24 protein-coding genes, 1 other RNA gene, 1 pseudogene and 1 other annotated feature (1 of these 27 only partly in view) are annotated in these 24071 nt (G+C 51.0%); of the genes and pseudogenes, 6 read left to right on the forward strand and 20 right to left on the reverse strand.

All coding sequences use genetic code 11. The features are described from left to right. Positions 1–19: 19 nt before the first annotated feature. Positions 20–256 (forward strand): major outer membrane lipoprotein, encoded by a 237-nt coding sequence (locus E2L00_RS03900; protein WP_034455915.1) that lies wholly within the window; start codon positions 20–22, stop codon positions 254–256. Between the two features lie 74 nt (positions 257–330). Here E2L00_RS03900 and ldtE read toward each other — a convergent pair whose 3' ends face one another. The 7 genes from ldtE to sufA form a co-directional block, all read right to left on the reverse strand. Then, positions 331–1380 carry a L,D-transpeptidase LdtE gene (gene ldtE / locus E2L00_RS03905; RefSeq protein WP_167607240.1) on the reverse strand — a complete coding sequence of 350 codons (1050 nt, stop codon included), beginning with the start codon at positions 1378–1380 and terminating at the stop codon, positions 331–333. 100 nt (positions 1381–1480) lie between these two features. Then, positions 1481–1897: a cysteine desulfuration protein SufE gene (sufE, locus tag E2L00_RS03910; protein WP_167607243.1), complete on the reverse strand. Its 417-nt coding sequence runs from the start codon at positions 1895–1897 to the stop codon at positions 1481–1483. A 13-nt stretch (positions 1898–1910) separates the two neighbouring features. Further along, positions 1911–3131 (reverse strand): cysteine desulfurase SufS, encoded by a 1221-nt coding sequence (gene sufS, locus E2L00_RS03915; protein WP_167607246.1) that lies wholly within the window; start codon positions 3129–3131, stop codon positions 1911–1913. Then, positions 3128–4408 carry a Fe-S cluster assembly protein SufD gene (gene sufD, locus E2L00_RS03920; protein ID WP_167607249.1) on the reverse strand — a complete coding sequence of 427 codons (1281 nt, stop codon included), beginning with the start codon at positions 4406–4408 and terminating at the stop codon, positions 3128–3130. Before sufD ends, sufS begins: the two co-directional genes overlap by 4 nt. After that, entirely contained in the window at positions 4383–5129 is a 747-nt protein-coding gene (gene sufC / locus E2L00_RS03925; protein ID WP_167607252.1) for a Fe-S cluster assembly ATPase SufC, read from the reverse strand. Before sufC ends, sufD begins: the two co-directional genes overlap by 26 nt. A gap of 16 nt (positions 5130–5145) precedes the next feature. Further along, on the reverse strand, positions 5146–6630 hold the full coding sequence (sufB, locus tag E2L00_RS03930) for a Fe-S cluster assembly protein SufB (RefSeq protein ID WP_167607255.1): 1485 nt from the start codon (positions 6628–6630) through the stop codon (positions 5146–5148). Between the two features lie 8 nt (positions 6631–6638). Continuing rightward, entirely contained in the window at positions 6639–7007 is a 369-nt protein-coding gene (sufA, locus tag E2L00_RS03935) for a Fe-S cluster assembly scaffold SufA (RefSeq protein ID WP_167607258.1), read from the reverse strand. A gap of 592 nt (positions 7008–7599) precedes the next feature. On the opposite strand from sufA, the gene E2L00_RS03940 reads away from it, so the two are divergent. Then, positions 7600–9150 (forward strand): methyl-accepting chemotaxis protein, encoded by a 1551-nt coding sequence (locus E2L00_RS03940; protein ID WP_167607261.1) that lies wholly within the window; start codon positions 7600–7602, stop codon positions 9148–9150. Positions 9151–9238: 88 nt separating this feature from the next. Here E2L00_RS03940 and nudI read toward each other — a convergent pair whose 3' ends face one another. The 3 genes from nudI to ydiJ form a co-directional block, all read right to left on the reverse strand. Then, the gene (gene nudI / locus E2L00_RS03945; RefSeq protein ID WP_167607264.1) at positions 9239–9664 is read right to left on the reverse strand and encodes a nucleoside triphosphatase NudI; all 426 of its coding nucleotides are present in this window, start codon (positions 9662–9664) and stop codon (positions 9239–9241) included. 419 nt (positions 9665–10083) lie between these two features. Next, entirely contained in the window at positions 10084–10494 is a 411-nt protein-coding gene (gene menI / locus E2L00_RS03950; RefSeq protein WP_167607267.1) for a 1,4-dihydroxy-2-naphthoyl-CoA hydrolase, read from the reverse strand. Further along, on the reverse strand, positions 10491–13547 hold the full coding sequence (gene ydiJ, locus E2L00_RS03955) for a D-2-hydroxyglutarate dehydrogenase YdiJ (RefSeq protein ID WP_167607270.1): 3057 nt from the start codon (positions 13545–13547) through the stop codon (positions 10491–10493). Before ydiJ ends, menI begins: the two co-directional genes overlap by 4 nt. Positions 13548–13751: 204 nt before the next feature. Here ydiJ and ydiK point away from each other — a divergent pair, with 204 nt between their 5' ends. Both ydiK and rprA read left to right on the forward strand, forming a co-directional pair. Beyond that, positions 13752–14870 (forward strand): AI-2E family transporter YdiK, encoded by a 1119-nt coding sequence (ydiK, locus tag E2L00_RS03960; protein WP_167607273.1) that lies wholly within the window; start codon positions 13752–13754, stop codon positions 14868–14870. Between the two features lie 198 nt (positions 14871–15068). Further along, an RNA gene (gene rprA / locus E2L00_RS03965) (antisense sRNA RprA) lies at positions 15069–15175 on the forward strand. 236 nt (positions 15176–15411) lie between these two features. Here the strand turns inward: rprA and rluB are convergent. The 3 genes and pseudogenes from rluB to E2L00_RS21920 all read right to left on the reverse strand — a co-directional run bounded on the left by rluB (position 15412) and on the right by E2L00_RS21920 (position 18529). Further along, positions 15412–16293: a 23S rRNA pseudouridine(2605) synthase RluB gene (gene rluB, locus E2L00_RS03970; RefSeq protein ID WP_167607277.1), complete on the reverse strand. Its 882-nt coding sequence runs from the start codon at positions 16291–16293 to the stop codon at positions 15412–15414. Positions 16294–16503: 210 nt separating this feature from the next. Continuing rightward, positions 16504–17427 carry a hypothetical protein gene (locus tag E2L00_RS03975; RefSeq protein WP_236127655.1) on the reverse strand — a complete coding sequence of 308 codons (924 nt, stop codon included), beginning with the start codon at positions 17425–17427 and terminating at the stop codon, positions 16504–16506. After that, a pseudogene (locus tag E2L00_RS21920) lies at positions 17390–18529 on the reverse strand (IS3 family transposase). Before E2L00_RS21920 ends, E2L00_RS03975 begins: the two are co-directional and overlap by 38 nt. A gap of 26 nt (positions 18530–18555) precedes the next feature. Between E2L00_RS21920 and E2L00_RS21530 the strand changes: the two are divergent. Then, a complete protein-coding gene (locus tag E2L00_RS21530; protein WP_236127656.1) occupies positions 18556–18744 on the forward strand; it encodes a hypothetical protein in 189 nt (62 codons plus the stop codon). Positions 18745–18778: 34 nt separating this feature from the next. Here the strand turns inward: E2L00_RS21530 and E2L00_RS03995 are convergent, their stop codons facing one another. Then, positions 18779–19174 carry a hypothetical protein gene (locus E2L00_RS03995; protein WP_167607280.1) on the reverse strand — a complete coding sequence of 132 codons (396 nt, stop codon included), beginning with the start codon at positions 19172–19174 and terminating at the stop codon, positions 18779–18781. A gap of 273 nt (positions 19175–19447) precedes the next feature. On the opposite strand from E2L00_RS03995, the gene E2L00_RS04000 reads away from it, so the two are divergent. Next, positions 19448–19663 carry a hypothetical protein gene (locus E2L00_RS04000; RefSeq protein WP_167607283.1) on the forward strand — a complete coding sequence of 72 codons (216 nt, stop codon included), beginning with the start codon at positions 19448–19450 and terminating at the stop codon, positions 19661–19663. Between the two features lie 4 nt (positions 19664–19667). On the opposite strand, the gene E2L00_RS04005 is transcribed toward E2L00_RS04000, so the two are convergent. The 6 genes from E2L00_RS04005 to rnm form a co-directional block, all read right to left on the reverse strand. Continuing rightward, positions 19668–20318 carry a hypothetical protein gene (locus E2L00_RS04005; RefSeq protein WP_167607286.1) on the reverse strand — a complete coding sequence of 217 codons (651 nt, stop codon included), beginning with the start codon at positions 20316–20318 and terminating at the stop codon, positions 19668–19670. A gap of 452 nt (positions 20319–20770) precedes the next feature. After that, a complete protein-coding gene (locus E2L00_RS04010) occupies positions 20771–21109 on the reverse strand; it encodes a Rap1a/Tai family immunity protein (RefSeq protein WP_338031891.1) in 339 nt (112 codons plus the stop codon). A 56-nt stretch (positions 21110–21165) separates the two neighbouring features. Then, positions 21166–21498, reverse strand: coding sequence for a DUF1493 family protein (locus E2L00_RS04015; protein WP_167607292.1), 333 nt, complete (start codon positions 21496–21498; stop codon positions 21166–21168). After that, positions 21492–21950 (reverse strand): STM2901 family protein, encoded by a 459-nt coding sequence (locus tag E2L00_RS04020; protein WP_167607295.1) that lies wholly within the window; start codon positions 21948–21950, stop codon positions 21492–21494. The genes E2L00_RS04015 and E2L00_RS04020 overlap by 7 nt, the downstream gene beginning before the upstream one ends. A gap of 377 nt (positions 21951–22327) precedes the next feature. After that, entirely contained in the window at positions 22328–22948 is a 621-nt protein-coding gene (locus tag E2L00_RS04025; protein ID WP_167607298.1) for an L-threonylcarbamoyladenylate synthase, read from the reverse strand. Further along, complete coding sequence (gene rnm / locus E2L00_RS04030; RefSeq protein WP_167607301.1) at positions 22945–23826, reverse strand: RNase RNM; 882 nt, start codon at positions 23824–23826, stop codon at positions 22945–22947. Before rnm ends, E2L00_RS04025 begins: the two co-directional genes overlap by 4 nt. Positions 23827–23988: 162 nt before the next feature. Beyond that, positions 23989–24071: a sequence feature (Trp leader region), on the forward strand (it continues 14 nt past the right edge of the window).

Below are 24071 nucleotides of genomic sequence, written 5' to 3' on the forward strand. Positions count from 1 at the left end.
AATCTAGAGGGTATTAATAATGAATCGTACTAAACTGGTACTGGGCGCGGTAATCCTGGCTTCTACTATGCTGGCAGGTTGTTCTTCTAACGCTAAAATTGATCAACTGTCTTCTGACGTTCAGACTCTGAACGCTAAAGTTGATCAGCTGAGCAACGATGTGAACGCAATGCGTTCTGACGTTCAGGCTGCTAAAGATGACGCAGCTCGCGCTAACCAGCGTCTGGACAACCAGGCTCACTCTTACCGTAAGTAAGAGTAACTGGAATAAAATGGCGCACAATGTGCGCCATTTTTTTGCCTGAATTAAAAACCCCGCTGAATCCTTCCCTAACGCATCACTACGCTATTTTGTCCGCTAACCAGTGTTCCGGTCGCCTCGGATACTGGCGCAGCTTCTGGAGCCGCTCTGACGCTCTGTAGAGGGTTATTAGTTAGCGACTGCAAAGGTACGCTCTGTGGCTCGTTAATGAGCACCGGATATCCCGCGCGACGCGTAATGGCCCGGTCAACCTGCGTTTTATCACTCAACGGGTCATCGATAAACGAACCAAACGCAGCGGAAATAGCAATTGGCACGGTTTGCGGGTTCTCCCAGTCATTACGTGACAGCGGCTGATGCACTTCAACATAACGTTTTCCATCCGGCTCAACGGTATACTTCACGGGCTCATTGATAATTTCAACCCGGGTTCCCCATGCAGCCTGGCTAAATAACGCTTTGATATCCGGCGCGCGCATCCTCATACAACCGGAACTGACGCGCAGCCCGATACTGTTACGCGCGTTCGTGCCGTGAATTAAATACTCGCCGCCGCCTTTCTCCAGACGCAGCGCGTAACGTCCCAGCGGGTTATTTGGCCCGGCGGGAACAACGGCCGGCAAATTAATACCCTGAGCCGCAGAACGGGCACGAATATTTGCGGTTGGCGTCCAGCTTGGGTTGGGGATTTTCTGACTGATACGCGTTACCATCACGGGAGTTTCACGCCCCAGTTGCCCGATACCTAACGGATAGACTTCCACACGATTTTGCCCCGGCGGATAGTAATACAGCCGCAGCTCGGCCAGGTTGATAACAATTCCCTCATGCGGCGTATCCGGCAGGATCATTTGTGAGGGGATAATTAATTCGCTGCCCGGTTTTGGTAAAAAAGGATCGACGGTATTGTTCGCCTCCAGCAGTAAAAGCACGCCGGTATTGTATTTAGCGGCTACCGCTTCAAGGTTTTTACCGTCATTCGGGACAATATACGTTTTATTTTCGCCAATTATCCGGCTGCCCGGTGGCGGTAATAAATAGTCAACTGCCCACGCCGACTGGCTTACAGCCAGCGCACCGATAAAAAGAAGTGTTATTTTATTGAACGCGCATTTCATATTGTATTCCTGTATTCACCGACATAACGTCGGAATGCTGAAAGCCCGGCGAGGTAATAAAATTACCTCGCGTTAACAGGATGAAAGCTGTTCTTTTAGTTTAGCTAAGATTGGCGGCTTTGGTGCGGATAGCGCGGATCATTGCTTCGAGCCCCTGCGAGCGCGAAGGCGTAAGGTGCTGAGCCAGCGCAAGCTTCTCAAACCAGGGACGTACGTCAAAGGCGACAATATCCTGTGCGGTCATCCGTTGGTAAAGGATAAAAACCACCGCAATAAGTCCTTTGACAATGGCGGCATCGCTGTCGCCCTCAAGCGTAATCACGCCATCCGGCTGCTGGTGCATCACAATCCATACCTTACTCTGACAGCCCTGGATAGTATTTTCCGGCTTATGCTCCGCCTCGGGTAATTCAGGCAGCCGCCCGCCGAGCTCAATAATGTAAAGATATTTCTCTTCCCAGCTGGCGCAACGGTTGAAATTTTTCAGTAATTTTTCTTTATCTGGCAACGTGGCCATAACCTTCTCCCTGTTAGCCCAGAAGACGGTGGATGCGCTGCAAACCTGCTGCCAGCCGGTCCACCTCTTCTTCGGTATTGTACATAGCAAACGAGGCGCGACACATTGCCGGAACCTTGTAGAATGCCATCAGCGGCATAGCACAGTGGTGACCTGTGCGCACAGCAATCCCGTAATTATCAAGAAAGCTCCCCACGTCGTAAGCGTGATGTTTGCCCAGGTTAAACGCAATTACGCCCAGACGATCTTGCGGGCCATATACGGTCAGGTCAGGAACGGCCTGCAACGCCTGCTGAGCGTAGCGCATAAGCGAATGCTCGTACTCGTTCACCTCGGCCAGGTTGAGGCCCTCAACGTAACGTAACGCGGCCCCCAGCCCGACAATCCCGGCTGTATTAGGCGTACCGGCTTCAAAACGCCAGGGTGCTGCCGCATAGGTCGTTCCTTCCGTCAGGCTTACGGTGGCGATCATCGACCCGCCTCCTTCCCACGGCGGCATACTCTGCAAAATATCTTCACGAGCATAGAGCACGCCGATGCCTGTCGGCCCGTAAATCTTATGTCCGGAGAAGAGATAGAAATCGCAATCCAGCGCCTGCACGTCAACGGCGTGATGCATGATTGCCTGCGCGCCATCCACCAGCACCTTCACGCCAGCCTGATGCGCTGTGGCAATCATCTCCTGCAGCGGATTTTCCGTGCCAAGCACGTTCGAAACCTGGGTAATCGCCAGCAGTTTTGTATGCTCGTCGATAAGCGTCGGGAAGAGATCAAGCTGCAACGTGCCGTCTTCGTTTAGCGGAATAACCCGCAGCGTGGCGCCGGTATGCTCGCAAAGGATTTGCCAGGGTACGATATTCGCATGGTGTTCCATGGCGGAGATAATAATGTTATCCCCGGCCTGAATATTGGCGCGCCCCCAGCTGTTGGCGACCAGATTAATGCCTTCTGTCGTACCGCGAACAAAGACGATTTCTTCTGGCGTACGCGCATTGATAAAGCGCGACACCTGGTTACGCACGTTCTCCATAAGTTGGGTCGCTTCGGCGCTCAGCGTATGGATACCGCGATGCACCGCCGCGTAGCCGTGACTGTAAAAGTCCAGCTCGGCGTCAATGACCATCTGCGGTTTTTGCGCGCTGGCGGCGCTGTCGAGATACACCAGCGGCTGCCCGTTTACTTCCCGGCTTAAAATCGGAAAATCCGCCCGCACCTGTTCGATGGAAAAACTCATGCTTCGCTCCCCGCAAAGCGTTGGCCGATCCTCGCCAGCACCTGCTGTTTTAACGCCTCGTCGCTGATGCTTTCCGTAAGCTCAGCGGCAAAAGCGTAGATAATCATCTGTTGCGCCGCCTGCTCATCGATACCGCGTGAACGCAGGTAAAACATCTGCTCATCGTCGATACGGCCGATGGTTGCGCCGTGGCTGCATTTCACGTCGTCGGCATAGATTTCAAGCTGCGGCTTGGTATCCACTTCCGCCAGACGTCCCAGCAACAGGTTGTTATTGGTCATCTGCCCGTCGGTTTTAATCGCGTGCTGCGCCACCTTAATCATGCCGTTAAACACCGCCCGACCTTTATCCCGCACGATGGTTTTATGCAGCTGACGGCTGTTACAATAGCCCTTGTTGTGCTCAAGCCAGGTCCGGGTATCGCAGACTTCGTTGTTGACCGGCAGCGCGAGGCTGTTCATTCGCAACGTGGTATTTTCGCCGTTGAGCTGCGTGCTGGTGTTATGGCGCAACACCGCCGCACCCAGCAGGAAGCTGTTACTCTCAACCGTAGCATCCTGGCCCAGGACTAAATCGTTATGCGCGAAGTGGTAGCTGAGGGCATTTTCAAAGGCCAGTTTATAATGGCGTAGCTGGCTGTTCGCCGCCACATCCGCAGTAAAACGAGCGCCCGTGAAGTGCGCGTGCTCATCGAAACTGACGTAATGCTCAATCACCGTTGCCCGGGCGCCTTCGTCAAGCGACAGATGGTGGCGATAATGTGCGGTATTCATTTCCGTCCCCGCGCTGCCACGACTGACGTGTAACAACAGCAGCGGTTTTGTCGGGCTGTGATGACGCGCCACGCGGATATGCGTAACCGTTTCAGCCAGGCTTTCTGTCAGATGCAGAAAAAGTTCGCCCTGGACCGCAGCGGGCAGCGTCTGGCGTTGGTCATCCACCGTCACTTCAAAACCGCTGTTGGCAAGAGAGTCGCTCAATTCGGCGTTAAATCGCCCGTCGACAAACACTAAGCGCCAGGCATCAACGGGTAAAGCTAACGCGTCAAGCTGAATTTTGGTCAGCGCTTTCGGCGCAGGCATCGCAAACTGGTGCTGCAACAGCCCTTCCAGCGGCGTGTATTTCCAGTTTTCATGCTTGCGTGTCGGCAGACCCAGACGCAGCATCTGCTGCATATGCTCCTGCGCCTCTTTTGTGCGTCGTCTGCCCTGCGCCTCAAAGAGGTGATGCCACTGCTGCAGGGCGTTGCCGTTACTGCTGTTCGCTAAGCCAGCCATAGCCCTGCTCCTCCAGTTGTTTCACCAGGCTAAAATCGCCCGATTTCACGATGCGTCCCTGATATAACACGTGGACAAAATCAGGCTTGATGTAGTCAAGAATACGCTGGTAGTGCGTCACGATAATAAACGAACGGCTACCGTCACGCAGGGCGTTAACCCCTTCGGCAACGATTTTCAGGGCATCGATGTCCAGACCGGAGTCCGTTTCATCAAGAATGCACAGCTCCGGCTCCAGCACCGCCATTTGCAGAATATCATTACGCTTTTTCTCACCGCCGGAGAAACCGACGTTTACCGAGCGGGTCAGCAAATCTTCGGGCATTTTCAGCAGCTTGATTTTCTCTTCCATCAAATCCTGAAAATCAAACCGGTCAAGCTCTTCCAGCCCGCGATATTCGCGCGTCGCGTTGAGGGCGGTTTGCAGGAAAAACTGATTACTGACGCCGGGGATCTCCACCGGATACTGAAAAGCCATAAAGATGCCTTCGCCTGCGCGCTCTTCCGGCGATAATTCCAGCAGGTCTTTGCCTTTAAAATGAACCTCTCCGCCGGTGACCTCGTAATCGTCACGCCCGGCAAGCGTGGCGGAAAGCGTACTTTTCCCGGAGCCGTTCGGCCCCATAATGGCATGCACTTCCCCAGGCTTTACTTCCAGGCTCAAGCCACGCAGAATTTCTTTATCTTCAACGCTTACCTGTAAATCTTTAATGCTTAACATAGTTTTCCCTTAATGCTTAACCGACACTGTGTTCGAGGCTTATCGCTAATAATTTTTGTGCTTCCACCGCGAATTCGAGTGGCAGTTCAGAGAACACATCTTTACAGAATCCATTGACGATCATCGATATGGCATCGTCCTGGGCAATTCCGCGTTGCAGGCAGTAGAACAACTGATCTTCACCAATACGCGAAGTAGTCGCTTCGTGCTCCAGCTGGGCGGTGTTGTTGCGGCATTCCACGTAGGGGAAGGTATGAGCGCCGCTGTCCGGCCCGATAAGCATTGAGTCGCACTGGGTGAAGTTACGGGCGTTGATTGCGGTTGGCATGATTTTCACCAGACCGCGATAGCTGTTCTGGCTGTGCCCGGCGGAGATGCCCTTCGAGATAATCGTCGATTTGGTGTTTTTACCAATATGGATCATTTTGGTGCCCGTATCGGCCTGCTGGTTCCCGGCCGTCAACGCCACGGAGAAGAATTCGCCGATGGAATTGTCGCCGCGCAGAATAACGCTTGGGTATTTCCAGGTAATGGCGGAACCTGTTTCTGACTGGGTCCAGGACATCTTGCTGTTTGCCCCTTCGCACAGGGCACGCTTGGTCACAAAGTTCAGGATGCCGCCGGTGTTCCCGTCGCCCGGGAACCAGTTCTGCACCGTGGAGTACTTCACTTCCGCATCTTTATGGATGATGACTTCCACTACCGCCGCGTGAAGCTGATAGCTGTCACGAACCGGGGCCGAACACCCTTCAATGTAGCTCACGTAGCTGCCTTCATCTGCCACGAGGATGGTCCGCTCGAACTGACCGGTTTTTTCGGCATTGATACGAAAATAGGTAGAAAGCTCCATCGGACAGCGAACGCCTTTCGGCACGTAGATAAACGTGCCGTCGGAAGCCACGGCGGCATTCAGCGCGGCAAAAAAGTTATCGTTACTCGGTACTACCGTGCCGAGATACTTTTTCACCAGCTCAGGATATTCGTGAATAGCCTCGCCGAAGGAGCAGAAGATAATGCCCTGTTCTGAAAGCTTTTCACGGTAGGTCGTGGCCACGGAAACCGAGTCAAAAATTGCATCCACGGCCACTTCTGAGCCTTCACGTACCGGTACGCCAAGCTGTTTAAACGCCTCTTCCACTTCGCCCGTCAGATAAGCGTTGCTGCCGGGCTGCTGCACGGCACCCGGCTGGGATGCGCAGTTGTCGTCACAGCTACCGCAGGACGGCGCGGAGTAATAGCTGTAATCCTGATAGTTGAGCTTTTCATAGTTGGCCTTCAGCCAGTGCGGCTCTTCCATCTCAAGCCAGGCGCGGTAAGCGCTCAGGCGAAATTCAAGCATCCACTCTGGCTCATTGCGCCGCGCAGAAATCGCCCGCACCACCTCTTCGTTAATGCCGTGCGCCATTTCGTCGGTTTTGAGCTGAGTGAAGAAGCCTTCTTTATAGTGATGGCCGCCAGCCCAGGTTTGTACGTCGTCGGTTGTTTCAGTATTACGTGACATAATCCCGCCTACACCCCAAAGCTTTCGCCACAGCCACATTCGTTCTGTGCTTTCGGGTTGTTGAATTTGAAAATTTCGTTTAGGCCTTCGCGCACATAGTCGACCTCGGTACCATCAATAAACGGCATGGCCGACAGCGGAACCCATAGCTTTGCGCCCGCCGTTTCAAAAAGAAGGTCGTCTTTATGAGGCTCTTTTACGGTATCGAGCACGTAACCAAAGCCTGCACATCCGGTTTGCTTTATGCCAAGGCGCACGCCGAGCAGTCCCGGCTGCTGGCTTACCAGCTTGCGTATATGCGTGGCCGCGTCAGGGGTTAGCGTCAATCCCTGCCAGGCGAATTCATTAGGATCGAAGCTACCTGTTTGCACATCCATAGTTCACCTCTTCTGTTTTGCCGCCCAAAGGCCGATACCCTATGTTAATGATAACAATTATCAATACAACATCCTGATAACAGGGGTATTCAAGAAATGCTGCTTTTTTGGACGTCTTTATTAAGGATAGACCCTGCTGAAACTCTTGCTGATGGCGAAAAATTCTATTTAAGCTGCTGAAATAAAGAGGAATTATTTTCAGAAAGTCGGAATGAACGGTAGAAAGAAAAAGATGTATAGGGAATATCTATTTAAGTGAGAGGCAGAAGGCTACAGAGGCAAGAAAACCGATGCGAAACGGTAACGCCCTGTTTCCAGGCCGGTACGCGGCGGCAACCTGACAACTTTTTATCCGCGCTTAATGCAGATATTAAACCTATCAACGCTATACATTTTTCACCTCCGGCAAACGCCAGCGCAATACACCATATAAATTATTATGCGCAGTCATATATGTCTCCTTAATGCTTATTTAAAGCCTTTTCCCCAGAAATTACCGCTGACAGGCTTATGCATTTGCTGTAAAAACCGATAGTTATATATGGAATGTAAATTCAGGATATTTCTATAATAAACATAAGCGGGGAATTCGATGTTAAGCCTTAGTCTGGAAAAAAAGATCAAAAGCGGTTTATTAGGCCTCATAGTGGTCATTATTTTGGCACAGGCCTACAGCTTCTTTTCTGCACAAAAATCATATGTTAATTTTAACGGCGCCGCTGCGCTATCCGCCAATGTCACTACACTAGACCGTAGCAATTACAACCTTGCTATGATGCGTTATTACCTCAATTCACTATTAGTCAGCCATATGTCTGGCGAGCCCTGGGATGAAAGCCGTGCTGCCCGTATTAACAACGGCCTGGCGGGGATTAAAAGCAACGTTACTACCTGGCTCAATGAACCAAGGGTCAACAAAATAGGCGAGGTAATGGCAGACGATATCAGCACGCGCTTTTATGCTTTAACAGATTATATTGAAAACTCCGTCAATGAATTACGCAACGGCACCTACCGGTGGATCGATAAAACAGAAGACTATGATGCGCTGGCGCAATCGATCTCTCTTTATATTCAGGAGGCAAAAAAGCTTGAAACCTGGTATATCGGCGAAGCTAAACTTGATCGTGATACTTTATTTATTGTTTCCACCGTGCTGTGCATATTATTTCTAGGATTGTATGTATTGACCTCTTCCTGGTTTAAAAGAAATATTCTCAAACGCATCAATACGCTGTCAGCGCTGTTTGAAGAGATTAGCCGTGGCAATCTGGCCTTTACGATGAATGTCGATGCGAAAGACGAGCTGGGCCAGCTTTTTTCCGGCTTAGGGTCAATGAAGGATGAACTGGTATCGGTAATTTCTTCAGTACAGGAAACCTCATCAAAAATTAGCCAGTCCTCTGCAAAAATTTCCGTCGGCAACCAGGACCTGTCCGCGCGCACTGAGCAACAGGCAAGCGCGTTACAGCAAACCGCTGCCAGTATGGAAGAGATTAAAACCACCGTTAAAAACAATGCTGATAACGCCCGTCTGGCAAGCCAGCTCGCGCTGGACGCTAATGAAGTCGCAAATAACGGTGCTGTCGTCATGAACAACGTTATTGCGACAATGCAAAAAATTGAACAAAGCGCCACCTTGATTGCTGATATTAATAATGTGATCACCGGCATTGCCAACCAAACGAATATTCTGGCCCTTAACGCAGCGGTTGAAGCTGCACGAGCGGGTGAGCAAGGGCGTGGTTTCGCGGTGGTTGCCAGCGAAGTGAGAAATCTGGCCAAAAGCAGCGCCGATGCGGCGAAAGAAATCAGCGATCTGATTTGCGAGTCGGTCTCTAATGCAAGCCAGGGCACGCTGCAGGTTCAGGACGCAGGGAAAAGAATGCAGGATATTGTTAATTCGATTACCCAGGTGAGCAATATTATGAGTGAAATCACCGTCGCTTCTGACGAACAAAGCGCTGGCATCAATCAGATTGCGACAGCGGTGAATGAGATGGATATCGTGACCCAGCAGAATGCTGCTCTGGTGGTAGAATCGGCTACTATAACAGGCCATATGGATCGTTTAGCCCATAAGCTTTCCGGTACCGTGGCCGTCTTTAAGACCGAGGGTGCCGAAATATCGCCTGCGTATTAAACCTGTGTAGACAGAAAAGCCCCGTTGCTCAAGGCACGGGGCTTTTGCGTTAATAGCGTAAATAATTAAACCGATCTGCCAACGCTCGCTATAACCACCCTCTTCTGGTAAAGGTGGCTTTTGTCGCCTCGTTTAAATCATAGTTGCCAAGCTCAGCAGGCTTAACCCAGGCTATTTCCTGAAACTCTTCATTAAACGTCACCTGCCGGTTGGCGCTGACGCAGTTGAACAACAGATAAATCATATAGATTTCTTCTTTCGTTCCGTCCGCATAGGTTTTGATACGCACATCATCTGAAAACGTCCAGGGCGTTATGCTGGTTATCTGCAAAGCATCGCCCAGTTCCTCGCGGATCTCCCGTAATAACGCCTCGTTGAGATGTTCGCCAGCTTCCATACCTCCGCCGGAAAGCGCCCACTGTCCCGGAAAAACGCCGCGATCGCTCGCCATTTTACAAAGTAAAACTTCGCCATCGTTTTCAATAATGGGACAAACGATAATTCTCTGGCGCATATGACCTCCTGTTGTCTTTTTAACGCTATCGACCTTAGCAGAAATGCCGGAGAGATACCTTAGCCTGCGACGAAGAGAAAAACGTTGCGAAGCCTTATTCACACTGCACCAATGGAAGCCTACATGATGAATATGAATTCTCCTGCCCAGTAGTTATTAACGCCAAAAATCTCGATGTTATCGACCTGGCCGAACGCGGTGAATGACCTGCCGACGTTTTTCCTGATAAGCCATTGCCCGCTGCACGCATTGAGTGATTATCAATAATTCACTTATTAGCGTTCCCCGCTTCGCAGGCGTTTGCAAATTCAGAAGATTTATATGGTTGCAGCCAGGTACTGACGCGCTTGCCGACCTGAATCATGCAAAGGGCGGATAAGCGCAAAATTTATTCGCCCTGTAGTTTACGAAACCGTAATTTAAACCACCGCCGTCGTCAGCCGGGAAGTACAACAAAGCCTTCCCTGCTCATCGCTGATTTCAATCTGCCAGACCTGATGGCGACGTCCAACGTGGACCGCCTTGCACACGCCACGCACGATGCCCTCACGCGCGGAGCGCAGATGGTTAGCATTCACCTCCAGGCCAACGATTTTTTGCTCGCCCTCGGTGCACAAATAGCCCGCCACCGACCCGAGCGTTTCCGCCAGCACGACAGATGCGCCGCCGTGCAGCAGGCCGAACGGTTGACGGGTGCGATTATCAACCGGCATGGTGGCTTCCAGTTCGCTATCGCTAATGCGGGTAAACACGATGCCAACATGTGCGACCATATTACCGGCGCTCAGCGCATTGAGCGCCTCCAGGGTGGTTTCTCGTCGCCAGATCATCCCAGAATCTCCAGCAGGGCCTGCAACGGATGACGCACGCCGTTGCCCTCCACGCGTTTAACCTGGCTGCGGCAGGAATAGCCCGTTGCCAGGCAGCGTTGACGCGGCAGGCGCTGCATCGCCTGATGCCATGAAAGCTCGTAAATACCAAGCGAGTTGGCGTGATTTTTCACCTCATGCCCGTAGGTTCCGGCCATGCCGCAGCAACCGACGCTGACGTTTTCCAGTTTCGCCCCAAAGCGCGCAAAAATCGCAGCCCACAGGCCTGGCGCGGTTGGCAGCGCCGTTACCTCGGTACAATGGCCGAATAAATACCAGGATTCGCCTCCGACGGGCGTGATTTCACGATCTGCCAGCACGCCTTGCAGCCATTCATGCACTAGCTGCACGTGGAAATCCCCGCGATCTTCGCCCAGCGTTTGCTTGTACTCATCGCGATAGCAAAGCACCAGCGCCGGGTCGACACCCACCATTGGCATGCCTAATGCCGCAATGCGATTCAGGAACTCTGAGGTTTTACGCGCCGTGCGGGCGAATTTCAGCAGAAAACCTTTAATATGCTGCGCCTTACCGTTTGGTGAAAACGGCAGCACTACAGGTTCGAAGCCTAGTTTTTCCACCAGGCGCACGAAATCTGCAACAACCTGGGCATCGTAATAACTGGTAAACGGGTCCTGCACCACCAGTACGGTTTTAGCGCGCTGCTCTGCGCTGTATTTCTCAAGCTGCTCAAGCGTGGTATTCGCTGAATGATGCCCCACCAGCCGCTGCTGCAGCGTCGGCGTGGAAAGCGCAGGCAGGTCAACCATACCGATGTGTTTTTGCGACAGATTGCGCACCCACGGCTGGCTCATAAAGAAGTTGAAGGTTTTCGGCGCGCGCGCCATTAGCGGTGCATAGCTTTCAACCGTTGCCACCAGATGATCGCGCACCGGGCGCAGATAGCGGGTGTGATAAAGCTGCAGGAAACGAGAGCGGAATTCCGGCACGTCGATTTTAATCGGACACTGCGTGGAACACGCTTTACAGGCCAGACAGCCGGACATCGCCTCTTTTACTTCGTGTGAAAAATCGTATTCGCCTTTGCGCGCATGCCAGGTATTACGGCTCCGCTCGATAAGCCCCCGCAGGCTGGCACGTTGTTCCGGTAACTGCTTCTCAAGCGCTTCCGGATCAACGCCGCGATCGGCCAGCAGACGCAGCCATTCACGAGTTAGCGTGGCACGTCCTTTCGGGGAATGGATACGGTTGCTGGTAATCTTCATCGACGGACACATCGGGCTCTTCACGTCGAAGTTAAAACAAAGGCCGTTGCCGTTACACTCCATCGCACCGCGCCAGGAAGTCCGTACAGCGATGGGGATTTGCCTGTCGAAAGTGCCGCGCTTCACCGCATCTACCTGCATCATCGGATCGTCCACGCCGAGCGGCGGGCAAATTTTGCCCGGATTCAGGCGGTTGTCCGGATCGAACGCGGCTTTAATGCGCCGCAGCTCCTCGAAAAGCGTTTCCCCGAAGAATGCCGGACTGTATTGCGCGCGGAAACCTTTGCCGTGTTCGCCCCACAGCAGGCCGCCGTATTTTGCGGTCAGCGCCACCACATCGTCTGAGATACGCTTCATCAGCATTTCCTGATGCGGGTCGCACATATCCAGCGCCGGGCGCACGTGGAGCACGCCCGCATCCACATGGCCGAACATGCCATAGCTCAGATTGTGGCTGTCGAGCAGCGCGCGGAATTCAACGATATAGTCAGCCAGATGCTGCGGTGGAACGCAGGTATCCTCAGCAAACGGAATAGGCTTCGCCTGCCCTTTAGCGTTACCCAGCAGGCCTACCGCTTTTTTACGCATGCCGTAGATAAGCTCGATACCGGCAAGATCGCTACAAATCTGCCAGCCGATAACCCCGCCCTCGCCTTGCGCTATCAGCGTATCAAGGCGTTCACACAAAGCGGTCACCTGGCTTTCAATCAGCTCCGCATCATCACCGGCAAATTCAACGATATTCAGGCCGAGCATCTCTTTATCCGGCACGTCGGTAATCAGTTCGCTCACCGAATGCCAGACAATATCCTCCCGCGCCAGGTTCAGTACTTTGGAATCTACCGTCTCGACGGAAAGCGCGCGGGCTTCCACCATAAACGGCGCGCTGCGCAGCGCGGAATCGAAGGAGTCGTACTTCACATTCACCAGCCTGCGCACCTTCGGCAGGCGCGTGATGTCCAGCTTCGCTTCGGTGATAAACGCCAGCGTGCCTTCCGAGCCTGTCAGAATGCGGGTGAGATCAAACTGCGAAAGATCGTCGTTAAAAACGTGCCGCAGATCGTAGCCGGTAAGGAAACGGTTGAGTTTTGGGAACCTGTCGGTAATTAACTGGCGCTGTTCGCGGCAACGGTCATAAACCGTACGGTAAATTTTTCCGATGGTGCTTCCATCGCGGCCCATATCTTCAGCAAGGGCTGCGGACATAGGATGCGTGTCGAGGATATCGCCGCCCAGCAGCACGGCACGTACGCCCATCACATGATCGGAAGTTTTGCCGTACACCAGCGAACCCTGCCCGGAGGCGTCGGTATTTATCATCCCGCCAAGCGTTGCGCGGTTACTGGTGGAAAGTTCCGGGGCAAAGAAATAGCCGTAAGGTTTCAGATACTGATTAAGCTGGTCTTTAATTACCCCGGCTTCCACGCGCACCCAACCCTGCTCGGGATCGATCTCAATAATGCGGTTCATGTAGCGGGACATGTCAACGACAATCCCTTTGTTCAGCGCCTGGCCGTTGGTGCCGGTGCCGCCGCCGCGGGGGGTAAAGACCAGAGACCTGAAACGTTCTTCGCACGCCAGACGGGCAAGCAAAGCCACATCTGCCGTAGAACGGGGAAACAATACGGCGTCCGGCAACAGCTGATAAATACTGTTATCGGTGGCCATGGTTAACCGGTCAGCGTAGCTGGTTGCGGTGTCGCCGGTAAAACCCTGCTGCTCCAGTGCCTGCAAAAAATTGAGCACCAGCTGAACCAGCCCTGGCGCCTGAGAAATTTGTGGGATCATTGACTGTCGACCCTGCCTGACGTTATTTAAGTTGTGAGTTATCGTTTGCGTGTACTGCCTTTTGTTTTTAACACATTTTTTTCAGACAAGCGCGCCTGTTTTGCGGCTGTCAAAAAGCGGTCAAATACATCATCATTGTGTTATTCGTTCGCGGTTTTAACGCAGGCAATTTGCTCGTTATCTTTTATTAGGGTGATTTTTCCTATGGTCAAAGTCAGTTCGCCGAAGGATCTGCTACAAATCCTGCTTTCGGTGCTGTTTATCTCGGTGATGATTATCGCCTGTTTGTGGATCGTGCGGCCCTTTGTTCTCGGCTTTGCCTGGGCGGGTACCGTTGTGCTTTCTACCTGGCCTGTAATGCTCAGATTCCAGCGTTTACTGTGGGGGAAACGATTGCTGGCCGTTCTGGTCATGACCTTTTTACTGCTGATGCTGTTTGTTATTCCCGTGGCGCTGCTGGTCAACAGCCTGGTCGATAACAGCGGCCCGGTCATTGCCTGGGCGACAAAAGGCGATCTGGCGTTGCCGACGTTCGAATGGCTGTATTCTATCCCCCTGGTCGGTGACAACCTTTATTCCGGCTGGAACACGCTGGTTGAAAGCGGTGGCAGCGCGATTATGGCGAAAATTCGCCCTTATATCGGCACCACCACGACCTGGTTCCTTGGGCAGGCTGTGCATATCGGCCGTTTCCTGATGCACTGCGGTCTGATGCTGCTGTTCAGCGTGCTGCTGTATGCGAAAGGTGAAACGCTGGGTAACGGTATACGTCATTTTGCATTCCGGCTGGCGGGCAACCGCGGCGATGCGGCTGTTCTGCTGGCAGCCCAGGCGATTCGCGCCGTTGCGCTGGGCGTGGTGGTAACCGCGCTGGTGCAGTCCGTACTCGGTGGTTTTGGCCTGGCGGTTGCCGGTATTCCGAATGCGACATTACTTACCGTACTCATGATGCTGTGCTGTCTGGTGCAGATTGGCCCGCTGCTGGTGCTTATTCCATCGATTATCTGGCTTTACTGGAGCGGCGATAGCACTTGGGGCACCGTGCTGCTGGTCTGGAGCTGCGTCGTTGGCACCATGGATAACTTTATCCGCCCTGTGCTTATCCGTATGGGCGCAGATTTGCCAATGATCCTTATTCTCTCCGGCGTTATCGGAGGCTTAATCGCCTTTGGCATGATTGGACTGTTTATCGGCCCGGTGGTGCTGGCGGTATCTTATCGATTGATCTCAGTCTGGATGCATGAAGCGCCGCCGCCGCAGTACGCCGCTGATGAAGTCGTTGAGCTGCTTGAGGAACACGAAGAAGAACAAGCGACGAAGTAAACCTGCGCTCCCTCGCGCTGCGAGGGAGCCGTTGCCAAAACATTGATTAGCGAATCTAATCAGTCCCCGGCTTTTTATCCCTTTTTCCCGCCTCTGATTTCTTAGAAACCCGACAATGTGACGTTAAACGTTAACCTGGCGTTAACTATTGAGACGAATCTGAGAGACTCCCCCGGCCGGGATGCCTACTATTATCACACGGTTATGAATCAACACATTGATTTATAAGCATGGAAATCCCCTGAGTGAAACAACGAATTGCTGTGTGTAGTCTTTGCCCATCTCAACGATGGGCTTTTTTTTGTCTGTTTTTCTCTACAGGCTGTCTTCAGGGCAAAAAAAAGCCCCTCAACGAGGGGCCCAGACTGATGACAAACTCTCAACCAACACAGGTTGAACCTATACCGCCGAATAAAAAATAAGGAAAATCAACGGATTGAGTTTCGGCTGATAACCACAAAGAAGGAAAAACCACGCTTTATCCTTCTTTGTCAGCAATCTAAGCCCCTCAACGAGGGGCCTGATAGCAATTTTTTCAGCGTTAGCTATTACGCCCGCCGGAACGGCGGCCACCGCCGGTAACCTGCGTGTGACGCTTAACGGCGCGACGAATCTGGTTCGCCTTCATACGACGACGATCTTTCTCTACCGCCACTTTACTCGCCGTTTCGGCTGGCAGCTCTACCAGCGTACGCAGGTAGTTGGTTTGCGCCAGATCCAGTTCGGTATAACCGCCACGCGGCAAACCTTTTGGCAGCGGAATATCGCCGTAGCGTACGCGTATCAGACGGCTAACCTGCACGCCAACCGCTTCCCAGAGGCGACGAACTTCACGGTTACGGCCTTCGGTCAGCGTCACGTTGTACCACTGGTTGATGCCTTCGCCACCGGTGAATTTGATGGTTTTAAACGCAGCCGGACCATCTTCAAGCTGCACGCCACGCGCCAGCTGCTTCACTTTATCGTCATCAATCTCACCGAACACGCGCACGGCATATTCGCGTTCCACTTCACGGCTTGGGTGCATCAGTCGGTTAGCCAGCTCGCCGTCGGTAGTAAACAGCAGCAGACCACATGTGTTCACATCCAGACGCCCTACGGCAATCCAGCGCGCGCCACGCAGCTTCGGCAGGCGGTCAAACACCGTTGGACGGCCTTCCGGGTCGTTGCGGGTACAGAGCTCGCCTTCCGGCTTGTAGTAAGCCAGCACGCGACAAATCTGTTCTACGGATTCTTTAATAGAGATCAGGTGACCATCGATACGGATCTTCAGGGCCTGGTTCACTTCAACACGGTCGCCCAGCGTGGCAATTTTGCCATCGACGCTGACGCGGCCTGCGGAAATAATGGTTTCGATTTCACGGCGTGAACCGTGGCCGGCGCGAGCCAGCACTTTTTGTAACTTTTCGCTCTTATCGCTCATTGAGCTTCCTCGGGTGTCGCCTTCCCAGGCGTCGACTTGATACTAACAAATCTTTATAAATCAATGCGTTAGCATGTTTTGATGAAAGCCATTATACGCGATGTTCACCACGTTGTAACCTACTTTGTTGTACACCATGTTCATCACCTTAAACGTAGGTGCTGATTATGTTTTGAGCAAAGAAAAAGGAGCCGAAGCTCCTTTGAGATATCACCCGCCTGTGCTGCTTTGACCGCTCAATGTTGAAAGCGTCAAACTCTGCATAAAGCTGGCTTGTGAGGATTTCGCCTGGAAATCGACATAATCCGCAAGTCTGCTCGAATCGCTGGCGATAGTGAGCGGAACAGATGCCTCAAGATTCAGATTGAATGTAGGATTCAGATTGTAAGCTGGCGCATTGCCGCTGCTGAGTGACATTGCACTTTCACGCAGAGATTGCCCTGATAGGTCGTATTGATTAGCCGCTGTTCCAACATTACCACCACCAACGCCCAACCAATCCATGATAGCTGGCCCCACACTCTGTGGGTTCCAGCCCGTTTTTTCCTGCACCCACGAGGCCGCACCGTCAGCACTGCCGGTTACGCCATCGTATACCGCCTGAGCTGCTGGCTTATCAGACTGAGTAAACCACTGAGGGAAGCGAGAGCGAAGCCCCACATTGATATCACTCACAACGCCGGAAATCTCATCCACAAACCCGGTGATTTCTTTCGAGAGATTGCCTAAGCCCTTTCCCAGGCTTCCAGCCGCTTCCGAGATAACTTTGGTGTTGTTCACCAGATCGTCGCCCCCATCGGCGAATCCCTTCATCCAGCCTGTAAACAACTGATTGTCTACTCCATTCATCAGATTACCCATTGCAACGGACAGATCGCCGTAAGCGTAAGTTTGCTTGATCTGCTCGTCGTTCAGCGTCTGACCACTATCAACCAGTTTCTTCAGCGTAGACATAAACTGCTCGCCGTTATTCTTGAACAGGTCGAGGTAATGAGCGCCATCGTCGAAAATGTTTTTCAGAAGGTGGGCCAGTTCACCGTCAGAGTATCCGCGTCGTTGTCCTTCGTTAACAGTTGCTTGAATCGCCACGGATAATCTAGACACTTCTGAGCCGTTGATAATATTGATTTTCATATTCCGTCGGTGGCATTTGATCACTCGAACCGTGCCGACGCTTGCTGTTATAAAACATTTCGATGTAATCAAAAATATCACTACGGGCTTCTTCCCGTGTTCCGTAGATCTTTTTCTTTATCCGTTCACGCTTCAGTAGCTGGAAAAAACTTTCTGCAACTGCGTTGTCATGGCAGTTACCACGACGGCTCATACTGCCCTCCAGTCCATGTGATTTCAGGAACGACTGCCACTCGTGGCTTGTGTACTGACTGCCCTGGACGCCCTTCTAAGTGTCAAGTCGTTATTTGAGTGCTGTTAATCTGCCGATTTTGATTGCGAAGCAGTGTGAAGACCTCGCGTGCGATATAACGCTTCAGGCAGCGCAGCGCTTCCATTTTTGAGTGACCCTCCGCGACTCTTTTCGCGACATACTCCTGTGTTTTCGTGTCCGTACGTACCCAACGTTCATCCGGTGCATCTGGATTGAACTGTCGCTGGAGCCTGTCGGGTGTAACTATACTGGCTTCTCCTTTGCGTGCCCGTGGGCTTCGGTACCCGACCTGAGCCTTTATTCCGGCACGCTTCATCAGCCGCCAGACCCGATTAATCCCGCATTGTTGCCCGCTATCTCGCAGGYCGAGATGGATCTTGCGATAGCCATAAACGCAACCGGACTCCAGCCAGAACTGTTTGATTTGTCCTGTTAGCCTCAAATCCGCCTGATGCCGTGGTGAATACGGCTGCTGAAGCCAGGCGTAAAACCCACCCGGATGAACATCCAGCACCCGACAGAGCAGACGAACAGGCCAGCAACAGATRTTGTCACGGATAAAGGCGTACCTCAGTCGGACAGCTTTGCGAAGTACGCCGCGGCTTTTTTTAATATATCCCGTTCGTCAGTAACCCGCTTCAGTTCCTTCTGGAGTCGGCGGATCTCAGCCTGAGCATCTGACTGTTCTTTGTGGATGGAAGAGTCCGGCCCGTACYTCTTTATCCAGGCGTAAAGACTGTGGGTAGTGATATCGAGACGTGTTGCAACGCTGGAAACAGAATGGCCACGCTCAATAACCTGTTTGACTGCTTCAATTTTAAACTCTTCAGGATAACGCTTACTGCTCATGTCCACCTCTTTTTAAGCCATTTTAAATGACTCAGAGGTGTCTGTTAAACCCGTGGCGATTCAGACAGATAACTATGACCAACCCACAGGAGGAACAGACGGAGAACGGGAAAACGCTGTGTGTGTACGAAAACAGCCAGTATGTTTTCACCTACGTAACTAAGGGGAAATGTCCGTATGCGAAAACCTTCAACACTGAGGATTCAGAAGAGTGAAGGAGAGCCGATCACAAGTTCTTGCGCAAACGTACTATTTTTTCTTGCAACTTTCACTGCCATAGAGCGTAACAAACATAGGCTCCCCTTCCTTGTTCTCCACGGAAACAAGAACAACAGCGTTCTTACTCATAATCAGTGGTCTTATTGATGGGTTATTGCAAACCAATATCCCTTTAATGCCGTGATCATCAAACGCAACATCATTGATGAATTTTTCATCAGTAGAATCCACTCTCACTGTGTAATTCAATGTATCAATACGCTGTGCCGGAAGTTTCACATTTTTCTTATTCAATTCCAATCCAGGAACATAACCATTAAGAGTTGAAATTTTCACACTGGTTATTGTGAAGAATTCCTTCAAGAAGTCAGGTGGGATAACAACCTTCGTTTTTTTAGTACCTCCAACCTCATCAGCAAATGCCAAAGAACTTATAAAAAAACAAGTAGAGCTAATTTTTTCATCACATTTTCTCTTTTATTGCCAGCCATGACAGGAAGCCAGCTTCATTTGCTTATGATGTGGCTCAGGGCTTTGAAATAATCGAGGGGGCGCAATGCCCCCTTTCTTTAGGGTTACTTAACTCAAACTTTAACCGCACTTACATAAAGGCTTTATTTCATCTACTCGTTTACTCGCCATTGTCGATTAAGTACACTGCAAAGCTAAACAACCAGATGATTGATAAGGAAATCACGAATGAAAAAACTGCTAACTTTCTTTATTTGGGTTGGGATCGTGTTGTCAGCGCTCTTTGCGGTAACGTCAGCCATTTCAAACATAGTGTTGATGTTCAGTGCGTTTCCTGAGTCCAGCGGCGACAAGTACGCTTACATTTTCATTTTGGGGCGTTGGACATTCACCGCTGTAATGGTGCTAATCTTCTGGCTTCTGTATCGACTGCCAAAAAGATAATGGCTTACAAACCCTTGAAAAAATACCCTGCGGCCTGATTGAAAAGCGCGGGATTCTCCCTTGCGAGTTTGGTTGCTTTCTCAAATGGCTTAACCCTATCCCGGATGACGAAATAGAGCAGATCTAAATCCCCAAGATCTTTTAACTTCCTGTATACACCGTAGTTGGACGTTTTCAGAAATCTGGAAGCATGAATGGCCCTGGAAGCGCCGCCACCAATCATTAACAACGTACTGATAGACATGCTAAAGGCGATTGATGCGGTGATCCGTGAAGAAATCAGTTTGCCTATTTTTAACCCGGTTAGCTCGCCGAAGGTATAACTACCCAGCGTTGAAGCTATCGTGTCTTCTGCCACCTTCTTTGCGATATCGGTCATGTTGACGTGTTTCATGAAATCATCAATGAACACATTCGCCGCTCTTGCAACCAAGTTGATGTGCTTCTTTGATGTTGCACGCTTGACCAACTCCGCAAGCCTCATGTTGTCATCCATGTTTTGCCGTCTGTCTTCGGTATGGATGAAGTCATAACCGAGGAAATACAGATTAACTGGGAAGTTAACAAAACCCTTTACGTATGCAACCAACATCCCTTCATCTTCCAGATTTAGAGCAGACAGCATTTCTCTTGCCAAATCCTTTGCGCTTTCCATCCTTCAAAGTCCTTATAGTTTTTGTGTGAAATACAATCATAACGACTACTTTACACACAGTCTACGATCTAACCCCATGATTTCACACAATAGAAGCCATAAAGTCCCGTTAGTGGGCTGATTTACCAATCAATGCAATCAACCACCGTAAGCTGAAGTGGTCAACAAAAACTGGCCACCGCATTAGAGTTTTTCCAGTATCGGTTTTCCGATTCGTTTGGGGGTAGCCCACCGTTATAGTCATGCGGCCTTAGCGCGCTGTAATACCCGACGATAACCCACAGGAGGAACAGACGGAGAACGGGAAAACGCTGTGTGTGTACGAAAACAGCCAGTATGTTTTCACCTACGTTACGAGCGCCCAGAGTTGTCCTTATGCAAAGACTTTCGACACTGAGGATTCAGAAGAGTGAAAAAGGAGGAGGAGCCGATTCTGGTAATGAAATTCGGCATCATCTTTTACATTGAAATGCCGATGACAAAGCATCAGATACAACTACGCTTGCCGACAATGCTCTCTTTTCAGGATGTGCAACTAAGTAAAGTCTAACGGTGTCAATAAACTGACCATTAGTTGCATTACTGGCGTTCGGTATACATAACTCACCAGAATCAATCATTCGATCTGCAACTCCTAATGTAAACCCTAAAAATGCCCCTGACTTAGCAGCATCCATGCCATCGCGGCTTCCAACACCACTTGAAATACGTTTATCTGCTTGATACCAATCATAAAGCTCATTGCCATCAGTTGCTAAACAGATAGAAGGCAGTAATAAAAATAAGGTGATAAAAGATCTTTTAAAATTAGGTGAACAGGTACAGCCATTTCTTTAGCTCCTTGCAATTAGTCGTATAACCATTTCCCGGCTTTTGCTGACTCGATCAGCATACCGATAGTGAAATCTGGAACGGGGATGGGGGGGAATTTCTTGAATGGATTCCATGAAAAAGGCTCGTCAGGGTAGTATGTTTCAATCTTAAAATGGCCTCGTTCAACCCGGAATGCCTTGAAGAATTCATCCATCAAATCTTCGGCTTCGCCAACATCTAACTGCATATCAGTATCAAAGTCAGTTTCCAGTGTTAGCAGCTTTTGCTTTTTGTCGTTATTAAACAAATAAACGCCGTTGTAGCGCCTTACCAATGCAAAAATACGTTGCTCAATGTCATCTACCATAACTTATCGTTACCCCGTGCTATGCGGTTATAGTCACGTATAGCGCAGTAGGTAATCTGTGACACATCAGCCAATAAAATAACTTCACCGACAAGGGGAATAGTTCGCCCTACAAAGGTACTCACTTTCGCAACCATTCGCCGCTCTGCCGTCCAGGGCGTATAACCACCAACCCAAGTTGGTAACTTTATCCCGTAAAGAAATTTTGCGGTCTTGAAAAACTTCCGCATTGTCTTTGATACTCGTGAAGTACCTGCTTTTGCGCCTTTGGGTTTCGTTCGGGTTTTCTGGTTATTGACACCACTGTAAAGGGCGACCACAGCCACAACATCATCAATCCCAAAATGATCCGCTGTTGTTTCGCAGAAAATCATGAAAAAGAGTTCAGAGGCGGTAAGATTCGATTTTCCCGCATAGAAGTACGTTCCGTTTAGCTCTTCTACTGTATCCATCAGTAACCCTATAATCTCTAATGATTTGCTCGCTTATCGTACACCTACGCAACCAGACAGGGGAAAGATTCTTTCCGGGAAAAGTCTGTTTTTAGACAATAGAAGCCATAAAGCCCCGGTAGTGGTAAGGAGACAAGCGGAGCGTAGCGACTTCATCAGGGTATGTCGAACAGTGACTAAAACGAGGTGTGCATAAAAGCAGTGATACTAAGTGCTGCTAAAGCTGTCACACAATATGATGACAGCTATGAGCAGTAACGATTCAACAGATTGATTTAAAAGGTGTTTTATTTTACTTGTGCGTCTTCCCAGGCGTTGAATTGGAGTAACGGGGGTTGCACCCTATTTTAGGCCGCACAGTATAGCCACAGCCAGATTTATAAGAAAGGTTTAACGTCGCCCACGCCTTCACGGACCACAACCGGTGCGTCATCCGTTAAATCAATAACCGTCGTAGGTTGTTGACCCAGATAACCACCGTGAATGACGAGATCGACTACCTTTTCCAGGCGTTCTTTGATCTCTTCCGGGTCTGACTCGGTAAACTCGCTGCCGGGCATCATCAACGACGTAGAGAGCATCGGCTGATCGAGCACTTCGAGTAACGCCTGCGCAATAGGGTTAGACGGCACGCGCAGCCCGATGGTTTTACGTTTTTCCTGCAGCAGGCGGCGCGGCACTTCTTTCGTGCCTTTCAGAATAAAGGTGTAATTACCCGGCGTATTGTTTTTGATTAAGCGGAACGCCACGTTATCAACAAACGCGTAGGTCGAAAGCTCCGATAAATCACGGCACATCAGCGTGAAGTTATGCCCGTCCGGCAAATGACGAATGCGGCAGATGCGTTCCATCGCCGTTTTGTCTTCAAGCTTGCAGCCCAGCGCATAGCCGGAATCGGTTGGATAAACGATGACGCCGCCTTTACGCACGATTTCCACGGCCTGATTAATCAGGCGCTGCTGCGGATTATCCGGATGAATATAGAAAAACTGGCTCATACTGTCCTCTCTTTCGCGATGAGGCTGCTTCCCCACTCCCGCCATACTGGCTCGACGCCCGCTGGCAACCATAGCTTGCGCCCCAGCTCTATCCACGAACAGGGCTGATGGAAATCTGAGCCCTGTGAGGCAAGCAGGTTAAACTGCCGCGCATAGCCCGCAAGTACGGTTCTTTCATTCGGGGCTTGCTGACACTGCGCAACTTCCATGGCATCGCCACCACTTTGCGCAAACTGCGCCAGCAATCTTTTCAGCCATTTTGCGGTCAGGTCATAACGGCCTGGATGCGCCAGTACGGCCTGCCCGCCAGAATGATGAATCACTTCAATAGCTTGTTCTATTGTACACCACTGCGGCGGAACGTATCCCGTTTTCCCTTTTGCGAGGTACTTCTTAAAGACGTCTGCCATCGTATTGGCTTTGCCACACTCAACCAGAAAACGAGCGAAATGCCCACGCGTCACGGCACCACCGTCAGCAAGGCGCAGCGCGCCCTCAAGCGCGCCGGGAATATGGGCTTTGTCGAGCCTTTCTGCAATCAGTTCAGCACGCTGAGTCCGGCGCACGGTTTGTTCCGCCAGAAGCGCCACCAGCGCCGGGTGATATTCATCAACGCCCAGGCCAACGATATGGATCTCGTGATTTTCCCAGACGGTTGAAATTTCCACGCCGCTGATCAACCGTAGTGGCAGTTGCTTTTCAGCGATTTCGGCCCGCGCCGCAGGCAGACCGGCAACGGTATCGTGATCGGTAATAGCCAGAATGCCCACGCGATTGTCCACCGCGCGCTGCACCAGCTCCTGGGGAGTTAAAAGGCCATCTGAGGCGGTGGTATGGCTATGTAAATCGTAAATCACCGCAAGGGAAGATTCGCTCAAAATGGCTCCGGTAACGTTAAAAAATGAAAAACGCCGCCCATCATAGCGATATTCGGGGCTAACTAAAAATTGCTATTGACTTTACTCCAGTGAACCAGTTAACTAGTACGCAAGTTCACGCAAGAAAGGTATCTGAAAATGAAAGCGATTCACAACATGCACAGTAGTTGGTGGCGCACTTCCTGAAACGGGCTGTGTCATCGCTTTGGCTGTTAAACAGCCCGGATACCAGGTCCGCCATCGAA

The sequence above is a fragment of the Cedecea colo genome, assembly GCF_011808225.1.
Classification (GTDB): Bacteria; Pseudomonadota; Gammaproteobacteria; order Enterobacterales; family Enterobacteriaceae; genus Dryocola; species Dryocola colo.